The 13725-nt window shown below is 66.0% G+C and carries 13 protein-coding genes; 10 read left to right on the top strand and 3 right to left on the bottom strand.

Features of this window, described 5'->3' with window-relative positions:
- The first annotated feature begins 221 nt into the window (after positions 1–221).
- Genes flgN through E3T46_RS09160 form a run of 4 tightly spaced genes read left to right on the top strand, consistent with a single transcriptional unit; the run spans position 222 to position 3434 of the window.
- Entirely contained in the window at positions 222–707 is a 486-nt protein-coding gene (flgN, locus tag E3T46_RS09175) for a flagellar export chaperone FlgN (RefSeq protein ID WP_134471752.1), read from the top strand.
- 10 nt (positions 708–717) lie between these two features.
- Positions 718–2130 (top strand): flagellar hook-associated protein FlgK, encoded by a 1413-nt coding sequence (flgK, locus tag E3T46_RS09170; RefSeq protein ID WP_134578314.1) that lies wholly within the window; start codon positions 718–720, stop codon positions 2128–2130.
- 3 nt (positions 2131–2133) lie between these two features.
- On the top strand, positions 2134–3054 hold the full coding sequence (locus E3T46_RS09165) for a flagellar hook-associated protein 3 (RefSeq protein WP_134443164.1): 921 nt from the start codon (positions 2134–2136) through the stop codon (positions 3052–3054).
- Positions 3051–3434 carry a flagellar assembly protein FliW gene (locus E3T46_RS09160; protein ID WP_134578313.1) on the top strand — a complete coding sequence of 128 codons (384 nt, stop codon included), beginning with the start codon at positions 3051–3053 and terminating at the stop codon, positions 3432–3434. Before E3T46_RS09165 ends, E3T46_RS09160 begins: the two co-directional genes overlap by 4 nt.
- A 74-nt stretch (positions 3435–3508) precedes the next feature.
- On the opposite strand, the gene sufU is transcribed toward E3T46_RS09160, so the two are convergent.
- Positions 3509–4048: a Fe-S cluster assembly sulfur transfer protein SufU gene (gene sufU / locus E3T46_RS09155; protein ID WP_134578312.1), complete on the bottom strand. Its 540-nt coding sequence runs from the start codon at positions 4046–4048 to the stop codon at positions 3509–3511.
- A complete protein-coding gene (locus E3T46_RS09150) occupies positions 4045–5409 on the bottom strand; it encodes a cysteine desulfurase (RefSeq protein WP_134578311.1) in 1365 nt (454 codons plus the stop codon). Before E3T46_RS09150 ends, sufU begins: the two co-directional genes overlap by 4 nt.
- A 109-nt stretch (positions 5410–5518) precedes the next feature.
- Here E3T46_RS09150 and clpS point away from each other — a divergent pair, with 109 nt between their 5' ends.
- The gene (clpS, locus tag E3T46_RS09145) at positions 5519–5803 is read left to right on the top strand and encodes an ATP-dependent Clp protease adapter ClpS (RefSeq protein ID WP_134443168.1); all 285 of its coding nucleotides are present in this window, start codon (positions 5519–5521) and stop codon (positions 5801–5803) included.
- Positions 5800–6333, top strand: coding sequence for a DUF2017 family protein (locus E3T46_RS09140; RefSeq protein WP_134578310.1), 534 nt, complete (start codon positions 5800–5802; stop codon positions 6331–6333). Before clpS ends, E3T46_RS09140 begins: the two co-directional genes overlap by 4 nt.
- Here E3T46_RS09140 and E3T46_RS09135 read toward each other — a convergent pair.
- The gene (locus E3T46_RS09135; RefSeq protein WP_134578309.1) at positions 6315–7808 is read right to left on the bottom strand and encodes an NAD(P)/FAD-dependent oxidoreductase; all 1494 of its coding nucleotides are present in this window, start codon (positions 7806–7808) and stop codon (positions 6315–6317) included. The two genes, E3T46_RS09140 and E3T46_RS09135, sit on opposite strands and share 19 nt — an antisense overlap.
- Before the next feature lie 209 nt (positions 7809–8017).
- Here E3T46_RS09135 and E3T46_RS09130 point away from each other — a divergent pair, with 209 nt between their 5' ends.
- The 4 genes from E3T46_RS09130 to E3T46_RS09115 all read left to right on the top strand — a co-directional run bounded on the left by E3T46_RS09130 (position 8018) and on the right by E3T46_RS09115 (position 13689).
- Positions 8018–8833 carry an FAD binding domain-containing protein gene (locus E3T46_RS09130; protein ID WP_134578308.1) on the top strand — a complete coding sequence of 272 codons (816 nt, stop codon included), beginning with the start codon at positions 8018–8020 and terminating at the stop codon, positions 8831–8833.
- On the top strand, positions 8830–11793 hold the full coding sequence (locus tag E3T46_RS09125) for a molybdopterin cofactor-binding domain-containing protein (RefSeq protein WP_134578307.1): 2964 nt from the start codon (positions 8830–8832) through the stop codon (positions 11791–11793). Before E3T46_RS09130 ends, E3T46_RS09125 begins: the two co-directional genes overlap by 4 nt.
- Positions 11794–11903: 110 nt before the next feature.
- The gene (locus E3T46_RS09120; RefSeq protein ID WP_134578306.1) at positions 11904–12296 is read left to right on the top strand and encodes a hypothetical protein; all 393 of its coding nucleotides are present in this window, start codon (positions 11904–11906) and stop codon (positions 12294–12296) included.
- A complete protein-coding gene (locus tag E3T46_RS09115; protein WP_134578305.1) occupies positions 12277–13689 on the top strand; it encodes an amidohydrolase family protein in 1413 nt (470 codons plus the stop codon). Before E3T46_RS09120 ends, E3T46_RS09115 begins: the two co-directional genes overlap by 20 nt.
- The last annotated feature ends 36 nt before the right edge of the window (positions 13690–13725 follow it).

Genomic DNA, 13725 nt, shown 5'->3' with positions numbered 1-13725 from the left:
GTCACTCTGTAATCTATCAGGACATTACCCCCAATAGACATAGTGACTACCCCCCAAAGTGGTATATGGGTGTCCTCTCTTTTGCGGACAGACCGGGCGTTTGTACGCGGCATATGTCTGAGTTCTTTCTAACAATCTGCCGGGTGCAGCCGATAGTGATCTTCAACTCAGGGAATCAGATTGCGTTCCTGACCCAGTAGCAGAGATGTGTGGAGGAATGAATGGGCGCGAACGAGCTGTCCGCGATGTTGTGGCGCGAGCGTGAATTGCTCGAGCTTTTGATCTTCAAGCTCGAAGAGGAACACCTGCTGCTGGAGAGCGGAAAGTCCAGGTGGCTGCAACACGCCACCCGGGAGGTAGAGCAAGTGCTCAACCTGGTGCGCGAGGCCACCCTGAGCCGTTCAGTACAGGTTGCCGCGGTCGCCAACGAATGGCGCACCGACGCTGAGGCCACCCTTCGCGAACTCGTGCTGCACGCTCCGGCTGGCCCGTGGGGCGAGATTCTCAACGCACACCTGAAAGCGATGTCCACCCTGACTGCGCAGATCAAAGAGTTGCGCGACGTGAACGAAAATTTTCTTCGGGTGGCCGCCCGGTCGGCCCAGGAATCGGTCGTGTCGTCGACAGCTGAGACGAAGACCTACAACGCCCAGGGTGCCACCGGCACCACCGGCAACGGGGCGACCATGATGGACCAGAACCTGTGAGGCACAGCGCGTGAGTACATTCAGTGGTCTGAACACCGCTTATTCCGGTCTGGTAGCCGCTCGCGCCGGGCTCGACGTGGTTGGGCAGAATATCGCCAATGCGAACACCGATGGCTATACCCGACAGCGCTTATCCACGAACTCGACAAGCGCCCTTGCCCAGACCGGCGTTCTGGCCAATAACGCCTTCTCGCCGGGCGCGGGGGTCACGGTTACCGGAATCGTTCGCCTCGCGAGTGCTCAACTCGATGCCCACGTACGAGCCGCAGCCAACTCGGCCGGATACACCGCCGTTCGGGCGAATGCGCTCAGCGTGGTCGAGGGCTCGTTTCGCGAACCCGGCGACGACGGCATCTCAGCGCAGCTGCAGGATTTCTGGGATGCCTGGGCAGACCTCAGCAACAGCGCAGACCAGGCTTCCCCTGCCGCGCTGCTGTTGGTTGGGGCGGGAGCACTCACCAATCAGATCGCTGCCGGGTACCGCGCTGTCGAGGCAGAGTGGAACAGCGTGCGCGGCGAACTCGACACCATGGCCGCCGAGCTGAACAGCTCAGCCGAGCAGATCGACGTGCTGAACGCGAAGATTCTGGCTGTGCTCACGGGTGGCGGTAATGCCAACGAATTGCTTGACGAACGCACCCAGCTCACCACGACTATGTCAGCGCTTACCGGAGCCACCGTGCGCGACCAAGGTAATGGCACCGTCAGCGTCTTTATCGGCGGCAACGCAATCGTCTCAGAATTCGGCGCCAAGACCGTCACCGTGACCGGCACCATGAAGCTGGCTGGCCTCGGCGGGGCTGGCGGTGCTGTAGGTCTCGCCTGGGGGTCTGGATCTTCAACACCGGTCGGCCTCGATGGCGGCGAGATGGCGGGCGCACTATCGCTGTTGACTGCCGCCAACGCCGACGGGACCGGCGGAATGCTCGCCGAAGCTGCAGCGTCGTACAACAATTTTGCGGCTGACCTGGCCACGCAGGTCAACGCTGCCTATTCCCCCGACGATGCGGACCCGTTCTTTGAGTTCACCGCCGAGTCGGCCGCGCTCTCGCTCCGCGTGATACCCACGAGCACCTCTGACGTGCGAGCCGGTACCGGTACCGGCGGAGCCTTTGACGGATCCGTGGCCGATGCGGTTGCCCAGATCGGCACCCAAAGTGATTCTCCCGACTCCAATTGGCTCACTTTCGTCAACGGCTTCGTGGTCAACACGCGGTCTGAGCTCCAGGCGGCGTCCCTGGCCAGCCTCGCCCAGGATTCAGCCGTGGGTCGGCAGCTCGCAAACTCCACGGTCGATCTCGACGAAGAGAACGTGAGCTTGCTCATGTACCAGCACGCCTACCAGGGTGCGGCTCGTATGCTCACCGCCATCGACGAAATGCTTGACACCCTGATCAACCGCACCGGACTGGTGGGAAGGTAACCCATGATTGAACGCGTCACGACCCAGACCCAGATGCGCGCAGCCCAGCGCAACCTGCAGGAGAACATGACCCAGCTGGCGCGAACGCAGGAGGCGGCATCCACTCTCAATGCCATTCGGCGACCGTCGGATGACCCGACCGGCACAGCGACGGCCATGCAGGTACGGTCGGACCTGCGCGCCAACGGTCAGTACCAGCGCAACACCGCCAACGCGGATGCCTGGCTCACCACGCTGGAATCCAGCTTCTCGGCCACGACCTCGCTCATGAACCGCGTGCGTGATCTGACCGTGCAGGGCGCCAACGACGGATCGATGTCGGCGACCGCCAAGGAAGCCATCGCGGTCGAACTCGTGGGCCTGCGCGACGAACTGCTCAACGTGGCCAACACCAGCTACCTCGGGCGCACGGTGTTCGCCGGCAACTCCGACGCCGGCGTCGCCTACAGCGTCGCACTCTCCGATCCTGCCGATTTTTCCAGTCCGCAGGTGTACACCTTCACCGGGGACGCCACGACGACGGTGGAACGCCGAACGAGCGCCAACAGCACCATTCGCGTGGATGCCGACGGAAGTGCGGTCTTCGGAACCGGCGACGACTCTGTGTTCAGCCTCATCGACTCGATCGTGACGAAGCTGCGTACCGACGAATCGGTCAGCTCCTCTCTGACCGACATCGACGAGCGCATGGGGAGCATTCTCACCCAGCACACGGCCGCCGGTGCCAGACAGACCCTGGTCGACCGTGCCCGGCTCTCGCTTTCCGAGAGTGCCGCCACGCTCGAGGGCCAGCGCTCCGACGTGGAAGACCTCGATCTGGGCCAGGCAATTCTCGACCTGCAGTTGCAGGAAGTCACCTACCAGGCGGCCCTGGCCGTCACCGCCCGCGTACTCCAACCAACCCTGATGGACTTTCTTCGATGAGTATTACCCTGACCTTTGTCACTCCCCCGCCCGGTTTCGACCCGCTCACCGAATTCACACTCTTCGAGGTGGAGGGCGTCGACGGGCTGTACTCGATGCAGTCGGTCGACGGCGCGACCGCGCGGCTCTACGCCCTCAGTGCGGCGCTCTACCTGCCGCACTACTCGCCCGTGATCACCGACGCCCAGGTGGAGTCGCTCGAACTGATCAGCTCCGATGACGCCATGGTGCTCGTGATTGCCAACCCCGGCGAGACCGAGACCACCGTGAACCTGATGGCGCCGATCGTCATCAACGCCACCACCGGGCTCTCGGCCCAATTCATTCTGGAAGACCAGGACTGGCCGCTGCAGGTTCCGCTCTCCGCTCTCGCGGGGTAGCTGCCAATTCCCGATGGCTCGTAGCTCTCCGCTCTGGCGGAGAGCTACCTTGCTGTCGCGAGGTACTCAGCGAGTCAGCGCGACTCGGCCTCGATCAGGGCGGCCTCGAACGCTACCCACGGCAGCATCGCGCACTTGACCCGGGCTGGATAACGCGAGACTCCCCCGAACGCGGCCGCATCGCCGAGAATCTCTTCGTCGGGTTCGATCTTGCCGCGCGAGCGCAGCATCTCGCGAAAGTTGTCGAGCAGGGCGCGGGACTCGTTCACACTGAGGCCGCGCAGTGTGTCCGTCAGAATCGAAGCGGATGCCTGCGAGATCGAGCAGCCCTCCCCGGCCCAGACCAGGTCGGCCACGATGGCACTCGCAGCTGTTTCCGCGCCACCGGCCGAGTCAGCGCCATCCGTTTCGGCAGAAGTACCCGCGCCGAGCGACACGCGCAGCGTCACCTCGTCGCCGCAGGTTGTGTTGATCTGGTGTGATTCGGCCACGCGCAGGCCGCTCGCCGCGCCGAGCGCTACGGCGTCGGACAGCGGCGTGAGGTCGACGGCTCCGTTCCTGGCCTTGGAGTGCTCCAGAATGATCGTCTGGTAGAGCTGCTGCAGGTCGCTCATCGGCGCACTCCCGTGCTGACCCCGAAGAAGGGCGCGACCTCAGCGAGGGTAGCCAGAAACAGGTCGACCTCATCAGTGGTGTTGTAGAGGTAGGTGCTCGCCCGGGTCGAGGCGGTCACGCCGAGTCGACGGTGCAGCGGCTGGGCACAGTGGTGGCCGACCCGCACGGCGATGCCGGCGTCGTCGAGAAACTGGCCGACGTCGTGGGCGTGCACGCCGGCGATATCCACGGCGGCCAGTCCGAGCCGTTCCACGCCGAGCCCGGGGCCGAGCAGGCGCACTCCGGGAATTTCGGCCAGCCCCGCCACGAGGCGCTGACCGAGCTGCGCCTCCCACGCTGCGACCCGATCCATGCCGGTCTCCCGGAGGTAGTCGACGGCCGCGGCCAACGCGATCGCCTGCGAGATGCGCTGAGTGCCGGCCTCAAAACGCTGCGGCGGCGCCAAGAACTCGGCGGTCTGCATGTTCACGGTGGTGATCATCGACCCACCGGTGAGGAACGGCGGCATATCGGCGAGCAGGTCGGTCTTGCCATAGAGCACCCCAATGCCCGTGGGGCCGAGCATCTTGTGACCCGAGAACATTGCGAAGTCCACGTCGAGCGCCGCAACGTCGACCGGCAGGTGCGGCACGGTCTGGCAGGCGTCGAGCACGACGAGGGCGCCGACTTTGCGGGCGAGAGCGACGAGGTCTGCGACCGGGTTCAGGGTTCCGGTGACGTTCGAGCCGTGCGTGAAGGCGAGGAGCCTCGTGCGGGGGCCGACAATGTTCGCTGCGGCCAGCAGGTCGAGGGTGCCGTCATCGAGCACGGGAATGAAGCGCAGCGTCGCGCCCGTGCGCAGCGCGAGTTGCTGCCAGGGAATGAGGTTGGCGTGGTGCTCCATCTCGGTAACCACGATCTCGTCGCCGGCGCCGAGGCTGAACCGGCGGGCGGCCGGGCCGCCGAGGCCGAGCGAGGCGTTGGAGAAGCTGTAAGCCAGAAGGTTGATGGCTTCGGTGGCGTTGGAGGTCCAGACGATTTCGTCGGTTTGGGCGCCGACGAACGCAGCGACTTTCTCGCGGGCGGCTTCGAACCCCTCGGTCGCTTCGACGGCGAGCGTGTGGGCTCCACGGTGCACGGCGGCATTGCGCTGCTCGTAGTACTCCTGCTCGGCTTCCATCACGCTGATCGGGTTCTGCGAGGTTGCCCCGGAGTCGAGATAGGTGAGCGGATGCCCGTTCACCGTCTGATGCAGCACCGGAAAGTCGTTGCGAATGCGTTCAACGTCAATGTTGGTCAGTGGGGCCAACTCGGGGTGCTGGGAACCAGCTACGGGAGTTCCGGTTGGTGTAACGGCGGACGATGGTGCAAAAGACGTCATACATCAAGGATATTGCCTCTCCCCGAACCCGGGCACCGCGCGGGCACATCTGCACGGGAAGTCTGCGTGTGCGGTGGAAAACTCCGCGGCGGCGTGTGAGGCTTGAGGGGTGACCAAGACTGCCGAACACACGGAGCTACGCGAGCACGTGTTACTGGACCGACCGTGGGTGACGCTGGTCTGGGACGACCCGGTCAATCTCATGTCGTACGTCGCCTACGTTTTTCGTAGCTACTTCGGGGTCACCCCGAAGCAGGCCGAACGTCTCATGCTGCAGGTCCACAACACCGGTCGGGCCGTCGTGGCCACCGGCAATCGCGAATCGATGGAACGCCACGTCGAAGCCATGCACGGCTACGGACTCTGGGCGACCCTGGCCAAGGCTGACGAATGAGCGGCCTGAGGCGGTTCACCCCGCACGTCTCCGGTATCCTGCACGCACGATTCGAGGCGATCGAGGTTGATCTGCTGCGTCTGGCCACCAGCCAACTGGTCGATATGCTCGATGCCGGAGCCGCCGACCCCGTGCTCGCCCGCAGCGACGGTGTCTTCGGCCGTCTGCTGCCCGACGCTTACCGTGACGACGATGAGGCGGCGGCAGAATTTCGTCGCTTCACAGCGCCCGGCCTGCTCGAACGCAAAGAGCACAACGCCCAGATTGTGTTGGACACCCTCGGAACGGAACGGGACGAAACCGAAACGGACGACGAGGAACACCAACCGGTCACCATCAGCCTCGACCCCAATGCCGTGCAGGCCTGGCTGCGCAGCCTCACCGACCTACGGCTGACTCTCGCCGACCGGTTGCAGGTCTCCGCCGACGGAGTCGTCCACCTCGAGGGTGAAGACGCACCGTTTTTGCGCGAACTTTATGACTGGCTCGGCATGCTGCAGGAAGAACTCGTCTACGCGATCGACGTGTGACCTCGGCGACGAGCTGACCCATCGGCGTTCTCGGCCAACAGATCTCGGGCAGCGATACCGATCACGGCGCTGTAGGTGGGGTAAGCGAAGCGCACTTTGGCCAGCGTGGCCACGTCTATTCCGGCGGCCATCGCCGTGGTGACCGACTGAATAACCTCCACGGCGTTCTCACCGACCGCGTGAGCACCCAGAATGAGCTCACGCCGACGATCGGTGATGAGTTTGAGAAATCCACGTTGGCGATCGTCGATCACTGCACGATCCAGCCGCGAGAACGGTACCACCGCCACCACACACAGCTCGTCGCGACGCCGGGCCTCCACCTCGGACAGCCCAACACCAGCGTAATCCGGATCCGTGAACCCACCCGCCGGAAGCAAATGGTGCGCGGTTCGCCGGTTGGCATCCAAAACGGCGTTCTCGGCTGCTGCCTCTCCCTCGGACTGTGCAGCTTGCACCAGCATGTCTCGGCCGTTGGCATCGCCGACGGCGAAGATGTGCGGCACCGAACTGCGAAAATACGCATCGACAGGGATAGACGATCGGCTCGTTACGACGCCGGCTGCTTCCAGACCCAGGTCGTCGACATCCGCTGGCCAGCCGGTTGCCATGATCACGGCGTCGAAGCTGCCTGTCACGTCGTGCCCGTGCTCGCGCCAGGTCAGCGTGATCGAGCCGTCCGTGGCACGATCGAGCCCGGCGACACCATCAATGCCGAGGTGGACGGCGACCCCCTGTTCGACGAAGGCCTCCGCGACGGCCTGCGAGACGGACTCATCGGAGGTGGCGAGTACCCGGTCGGCCACGTCGAGCAGCGTCACGGTTGAACCGAAAGAATTGAACACGGTGACCAGTTGTGCGCCGGTGTTGCCGCCGCCGATAACCGCCAGCCGATCGGGAACTCGAGGCAGGTCGAGCACGTGTTCGGGCACTACCGCCAGTTCAGCTCCCGGCACCGGCAGACGGCGAGAATGACCTCCCACGCACACCACGACAGTGTCGGCCGAAATTGTGCGCCCGGTGTCGAGCTTGAGCGTGAAGGCATCTACAAAGCGGGCGCGCCCCTCCAGGATGAGGTGAACGCCGGCATCGGCAAATCGGGTGGCCTCACCCTTCATGGAACGAACCCGGTCCACGGTCTCCCGTACTCGGGCGACCGTGGCGGGCCAGTCGATGGGACGTTCAGTCACGGAGATGCCATACGCATCGGCCGTTCGGATCTCTCGCATGAGTCTTGCGGTTTTGGCGAGTACGCGAGTCGGCACGCATCCGGTGTTCTCACACGTGCCCCCCAGGCGATCAGCCTCACAGATGGCGACGGATGCTCCAAGCTCGGCGGCGCGCAGGGCTGCAGCGGCTCCGGCCGGGCCGGCACCGATCACGACGACGTCGAAATGGTCGCGTCCGAGCACGCGTGAATCGGGAGCCGGGTTGGCGGCTGACTTCGTGTGCGCGAAGATTGGGGTCGTAGTCATCTCGGTCTCCCACCGTCAAAAGGTGCCTAAATCCTGACAGTGTCGGCTGGGAATCAACCGGTGCCGACACCCCGTTTCTACACGAAATCCCATCATCATGGTGGGTTCAGTTTGGTGGGCAAAGCGTGCGGTAGCCTACTCTGTGAACCCGCTATTACCGTGTGCTCAAGGCCGCACGCACGGCTCGACTTGGCCCGCGACGGAGACCCATGGACCTCAGCACTGTGACACACGTCACCTCCGCTCGACAGCGGAGCGACCTCGCCGCGCTCGGTCCGACCGTCGTGCCGCTGGCCGGCGGATCCGAGCTGTTCGCCGACCCGCGCGCCCACCTCAGGGGCCTGGTCGACCTGCACACCTTCGGGTGGCGCGCGCTGACCATCACGGACGACGGCCTCGAGATTGCCGCGACCTGCACCTTCACCGAACTCTCCCAGCTGCCGATGCGGGAGGGCTGGGCGGCGCATCCGCTGTTCTATCAGTGCTGCACGGCATTGTTCGGTTCGTTCAAGGTCTGGAATGTTGCCACGATCGGCGGCAACCTGGCCACCTCTCTGCCGGCTGGCCCCATGATCACTCTCGCCGTCGCGCTCGACGCGGAGGTTCTGGTCTGGCGTGCTGGTGGGCGCGATGAGGTCGTGCCGGCCCGTTCGTTTGTCACGGGAAACATGACCAACGTGCTCGCACCCGGTGATGTGTTGCGCTCTATTCACGTTCCGCTCGCCGCGTTGCAGTCGCAGACGGCGTATCGCAAGATCGCCCTGTCGCCGCTCGGACGCTCGGGCGCGGTGCTCGCCGGGCGGCTCGATGCCGACGGTCTGTTCGTGCTCACGGTCACGGCGGCGACGCTGCATCCGGTGCAATTGCGGTACCCGGAGCTACCCGCCGCCGAGGTGCTGGCCGGGGATATTACCGCGATCGACTGCTGGTTCACGGATGCCCACGGCGCCGCCGACTGGCGACGCGCGATGGGACTGTTGCTCGGCGAAGAAATTCGCGCTGAACTTGTTGGAGGTCTCGCATGACGCTGGAACGGGTCGCGACGGTCGGCACGGTCATTTTCGAGGTCAACGGCAGCCCGGTCGAGGCGACGCCCCAACCCGGCCAGTGCCTGCGCACCCTGCTGCGCGACCACGAACACTTCGAGGTGAAGAAGGGCTGCGACACCGGCGACTGCGGCGCCTGCACGGTTCAGGTCGACGGCACGCCCGTGCACTCCTGCATCTACCCGGCCTACCGGGCAGCCGGCAAGCAGATCACGACCGCGGCTGGCCTCGGCCAGCCCGGCGACCTCGCGCCGGTGCAGCAGCGCTTCGTCGACGCCGCCGGCTTTCAGTGCGGCTTCTGCACACCCGGCATGGTCGTCACCGCCGCCGCCATCGAAGCGGATGCCGACACCACCCGTGCAAACGGCGTCGACGCCGGCTTCAGCACCGACCCCGACGAACTTCCCCGCCTGCTCAAGGGAAACCTCTGCCGCTGCACCGGTTACCGTTCGATCAATGACGCCATTCGCGGCCAGCACACCCCGCCGGCGGGCTCCTGCCACGTCGCCCCGGAGCGCGAGCACGCCGAAACGTCCAGCCTCGGACCGGTGCGCACGACCGGCCGGGCCACTCCCGAGCCGGCTTCGGCTGGTGCGGGTTCGACCGGATCGGCCTCGACCGGACGGGTCAGGGCGAGCGAGTCCACGACGGGCCACTCCACCACGAGCCGCACGATCGGCCCGGTTGGCACCTCCGCCGGCGCGATCGCCGGGGAGCGCGTCGTGAGCGGGCTCGAGCCGTACACCCTCGACGTTTCCGTTGCCGGGCTGCTGCACCTCGCGGTGCTTGGGAGTCCGCACGCGCACGCGCGCATCCGCTCTCTTGATGCGTCGAGAGCGGCCAGGCTGCCCGGGGTGCACCGCGTGCTCACCCATGCCGACTCCCCCACGACCCTGTTTTCGACCGCGCGGCACGAGAGCCGGTTCGACGACCCCGACGACACCCTGGTCTTCGACCAGACCCTGCGTTTTCGCGGGCAGCGCGTGGCAGCGGTCGTCGCCGACTCGGTCGCGATCGCCGAGGCCGCCTGCCGACTGATCGACGTCGAGTACGAGGTGCTCGATGCCGTATTCGACCCTCGGCTGGCTGCCCTGCCGGGTGCCCCGCTGGTGCACGGCGACAAGGACCCGGTCGTGTCGCGACTGGCCGACCCGGGGCGCAACCTCGTCGCCGAACTGCACGGCGAATTCGGTGACGTTGCGGCCGGACTCGCCGAGGCGACCACCGTTATCTCGGGCAGCTGGCAGACCCAACGCATTTCGCACACCCACCTCGAAACCCACGGCACGATCGGCTGGATCGACGGCGACCGGCTGGTGCTGCGCACGAGCTCGCAGGTTCCGTTTTTGGTGCAGAAGGAGATATGCCGGCTGTTCGACCTCGACCCGGCCGGCGTGCGGGTGTTCACGGCCCGGGTCGGCGGCGGTTTCGGCGGCAAGCAGGAGCTGCTCACCGAAGACCTCGTCACCCTCGCGGTGCTCAGTACCGGCCAGCCGGTACAGTACGAATTCACCCGCACCGACGAGCTCACGATCGCCCCGGTGCGGCATCCGTTTGCGATCGACGTGACCCTCGGCGCCACGGCCGATGGCCGCCTCACCGCCCTGAAACTGGGCGTGCTCGCCGACACCGGCGCCTATGGCAACCACGGCCCGGGCGTGATGTTCCACGGCACGAGTGAGTCCGTCGCGCTCTACAACGTGCCCAACAAAAGAGTGGATGCCCAGAGCGTCTACACGAACAACCCGCCGTCGGGCGCCTTCCGCGGCTACGGCCTCGGCCAGATTATCTTCGCGATCGAAAGCGCGCTCGACGACCTGGCCCGGGAACTCGAAATAGACCCGTTCGAACTGCGCCGACTCAATTCGGTGCAGCCCGGCGACCCGCTCGTGGTCACGCACGAGGAAGGGCCCGACCTCGTTTTCGGAAGCTACGGCCTCGACCAGTGCCTCGACCTCGCCGAGTCGGCGCTGGGGCGCGGCAACCGGTCCGTCGTTCCGGTCGGTGCAAAGTGGAAAGTCGGCTCCGGCATGGCGTCGTCGATGATCGCGACCACGCCGCCCCGCGGCCACCGCTCGCAGGCATCCGTTCAGCTACTCGCTGGCGGACGCTATCTGGTGCGGGTCGGCACGACCGAGTTCGGCAACGGCACTACGACCGTGCACGCGCAGATCGCGGCGACGGCGCTGCACACGTCTGTCGACCGAATCGATTTGGTGCATTCCGACACGGATGCTGCCGGTTACGATTCCGGCGCGTTCGGCTCGGCCGGGGTCGTCGTCGCCGGCAAAGCCGTGCTCGCCGCGGCGACCGCGCTGGCCGAATCCCTGGCCGGGGCAGCGGCATCGTGCAGCGGTCTCGGTGAGGTGGATTGGCAGCTTGAACGGGAGGGGCTGCGTGCGACGGGTGCGGTCGTCACCCTGGACGACCTCGCAGCCTGGGCCGCGGCCAACGACGTCGACCTCACAGCGATGCGCCGCGAAGACGGAGCGCTGCGCTCGCTCGCCTTCAACGTGCACGCGTTTCGAGTGGCCGTGAACACCGACACCGGCGAGGTGCGCATTCTGCAGTCGATCCAGGCCGCCGATGCCGGCTTCGTGATGAACCCCGAACAGTGTCGCGGACAGATCGAGGGCGGAGTCGCGCAGGCGCTCGGCACCGCCCTGTTCGAAGAAATCGTGCTCGACGGCGCCGGAGCGGTGACGACGCGGGTGCTGCGCAACTACCACGTGCCCCAGCTCGTGGATCTGCCGGTCACCGAGGTGTACTTTGCCGAAAGCCACGACGTGCTCGGGCCCTTCGGTGCCAAGTCGATGAGCGAGTCAACCTACAACCCGGTCGCGCCGGCGCTGGCCAATGCGATACGCGACGCGATCGGCATCCGTCCGACCGAGTTGCCCATGTCCCGCGACCGGATCTGGCGTCTGCTGCACGGCTGAGCGGATGCGCGGCCCGGCTCGCGCAGGGTAGCTCGCGCCGGTCGATGGCGGTCTCGGCCAGCTCGACCAACACATCGGGTCGCGGCCCCGAAACCGGCTAGCGCCAGTCGATGGCGGTCACGGCCACCGGACAGGCGGCCGACCCGCGCGAGCCGACCATTTCGCTGATCGAGCTTACAGAGATCACCATACGACTAACCGACGCAATCTCGACGAACGCGGGGCAGCACTCCCGCGACCTGCCGGGCCGCATATTTCGGCGGGATCACGCGGCGTATCAGGCAGGTTTCCAAACCCACGAATGGGACGAATCCGATTTCAGTAGGGTGAAAACAGGCTCCCGCGGCACGTTGCAGACACCGCGCCGGCCGGGAACTCGCATAACGGGCTGGTCGAGAACATACCGGCAGGACAACGAGAAATCTCGCCGCAAACGGTCAAAATTGCCGATTTCGACGCCAGAACACGATAATATCCGTAGATATGTACGAATCAACGGGTAGCGCGGTCTTTCGCGGCCACATTTTTCACATAGCCGGCGCTCCCACAGTGGCGCAGGCCCATTCGCAGCTCGTTTCGGTGCCCGACGGGGCCCTCGTCACGGCCGACGACGGCACGATCGCCTGGGTCGGGCCCTTCAACGACCTGCCGGCCGCGTTCACTGCGCTGCCGGTGACCCGAACCGGGTTCATCCTGCCGGGGTTCGTCGACACCCACATTCATTTTCCGCAGACCTACACAACGGATGCCTACGGTGGCGGCCAGCTGCTCGAATGGCTCGACGAGTGCGTCTTCCCGGCCGAGTCGCGGCTGGAAGACCCGGGTTTTGCCCGGCAGGTGGCGCGCGATTTCACGCGGCGGCGGGCATCCGTCGGTACGACCAGCGCCCTCGTGTTCGGCTCAGCGTTTGCGCCGGCGCAGGACGCCCTGTTCGAAGAAACGCAGAAGGCCGGCCTTCGCCTGGTGAGCGGGCGCGGCATCCAGACCGTCGGCACCGACTCCGCCAAGGCGCTGGTCACGAGCGAGCAGGCCGCGATCGAGCTCACGGCGGCCGAGATCGACCGCTGGCACGCCGTCGACACCGGTGACGCCCAGACCGCGCTGCTGCAGGTCGCGATCGTGCCCCGGTTCAGTCTGTCGGTGACGCCGACAACCCTCGCAGGCCTCGGCGAGCTCTACGACTCGGTGCGCGGGCGAGGCGTGTACTTTCACAGTCACCTCAACGAGAACGACCGGCCGGGCACGGGAGAGATCGACGCGGTGCGCTCGGTGTTCGGCACGAAAACCTACCTCGACACCTACGACGGATGCTTCCTGCCGGGCTCCGTCCGCGGCGGCTCGTCGCTGCTTGGCCGCCGCAGCATCCTCGCCCACGCCGTGCACTGCCAGAATTCGGAGCTCGCCCGCCTCGCCGACACCGGCACGTCGATCGCGCACTGCCCGACCTCGCAGGCGTTCCTCGGCTCCGGCACCATGCCGTGGCGGCGCACGACCGGGTTCGGGGTGAACGTCGCGATTGGAACGGATGTCGGTGCCGGCGACGAATGGCTCGTCGCGCGGGTGCTCAACGACTGCTACAAATCACACCTGTCCGAGCCCGGCGACGCCGGAGTGGCACTCGACCCGGCCGCGCTGCTGTTCACCGGCACACTCGCCGGGGCCCGCGCGCTCGATATGGAGGCCCGATTCGGCAACTTCGACCTCGGCAAGGATGCGGATTTTCTGCTCATCGACCCGGACCGCTGGGAACCGCTCGCACTCGTGCTGGCGAACGCCGTGCGCGCCGACGACGCGGTGCTGGCCGCCGAGCAGACCCTGTTCGCGCTGCTGCTCGCCCTGCGCGAGCCCGCGATCACCGGGGTTTACGTTCGTGGCCGCCGGGTGAGCGTGGAATAGTCGAGTCGGGTGGCGCATCCGCTCGTCGCGCCGTGA

This window comes from Cryobacterium sp. Hh11, assembly GCF_004404045.1.
GTDB classification, from domain to species: domain Bacteria; phylum Actinomycetota; class Actinomycetes; order Actinomycetales; family Microbacteriaceae; genus Cryobacterium; species Cryobacterium levicorallinum.
The sequence above is the reverse complement of the archived record's forward strand: the minus strand, read 5'-3'. Positions and strand labels throughout refer to the sequence as shown.

Bases quoted from the DNA above. Each gene is read 5' to 3' on its own strand.
- flgN (WP_134471752.1), top strand. From the start codon at position 222: ATGGGCGCGAACGAGCTGTCCGCGATGTTGTGGCGCGAGCGTGAATTG.
- E3T46_RS09165 (WP_134443164.1), top strand. From the start codon at position 2,134: ATGATTGAACGCGTCACGACCCAGACCCAGATGCGCGCAGCCCAGCGC.
- E3T46_RS09160 (WP_134578313.1), top strand. From the start codon at position 3,051: ATGAGTATTACCCTGACCTTTGTCACTCCCCCGCCCGGTTTCGACCCG.
- sufU (WP_134578312.1), bottom strand. From the start codon at position 4,048: ATGAGCGACCTGCAGCAGCTCTACCAGACGATCATTCTGGAGCACTCC.
- E3T46_RS09150 (WP_134578311.1), bottom strand. From the start codon at position 5,409: ATGACGTCTTTTGCACCATCGTCCGCCGTTACACCAACCGGAACTCCC.
- E3T46_RS09140 (WP_134578310.1), top strand. From the start codon at position 5,800: ATGAGCGGCCTGAGGCGGTTCACCCCGCACGTCTCCGGTATCCTGCAC.
- E3T46_RS09135 (WP_134578309.1), bottom strand. From the start codon at position 7,808: ATGACTACGACCCCAATCTTCGCGCACACGAAGTCAGCCGCCAACCCG.
- E3T46_RS09130 (WP_134578308.1), top strand. From the start codon at position 8,018: ATGGACCTCAGCACTGTGACACACGTCACCTCCGCTCGACAGCGGAGC.
- E3T46_RS09125 (WP_134578307.1), top strand. From the start codon at position 8,830: ATGACGCTGGAACGGGTCGCGACGGTCGGCACGGTCATTTTCGAGGTC.
- E3T46_RS09120 (WP_134578306.1), top strand. From the start codon at position 11,904: ATGGCGGTCACGGCCACCGGACAGGCGGCCGACCCGCGCGAGCCGACC.
- E3T46_RS09115 (WP_134578305.1), top strand. From the start codon at position 12,277: ATGTACGAATCAACGGGTAGCGCGGTCTTTCGCGGCCACATTTTTCAC.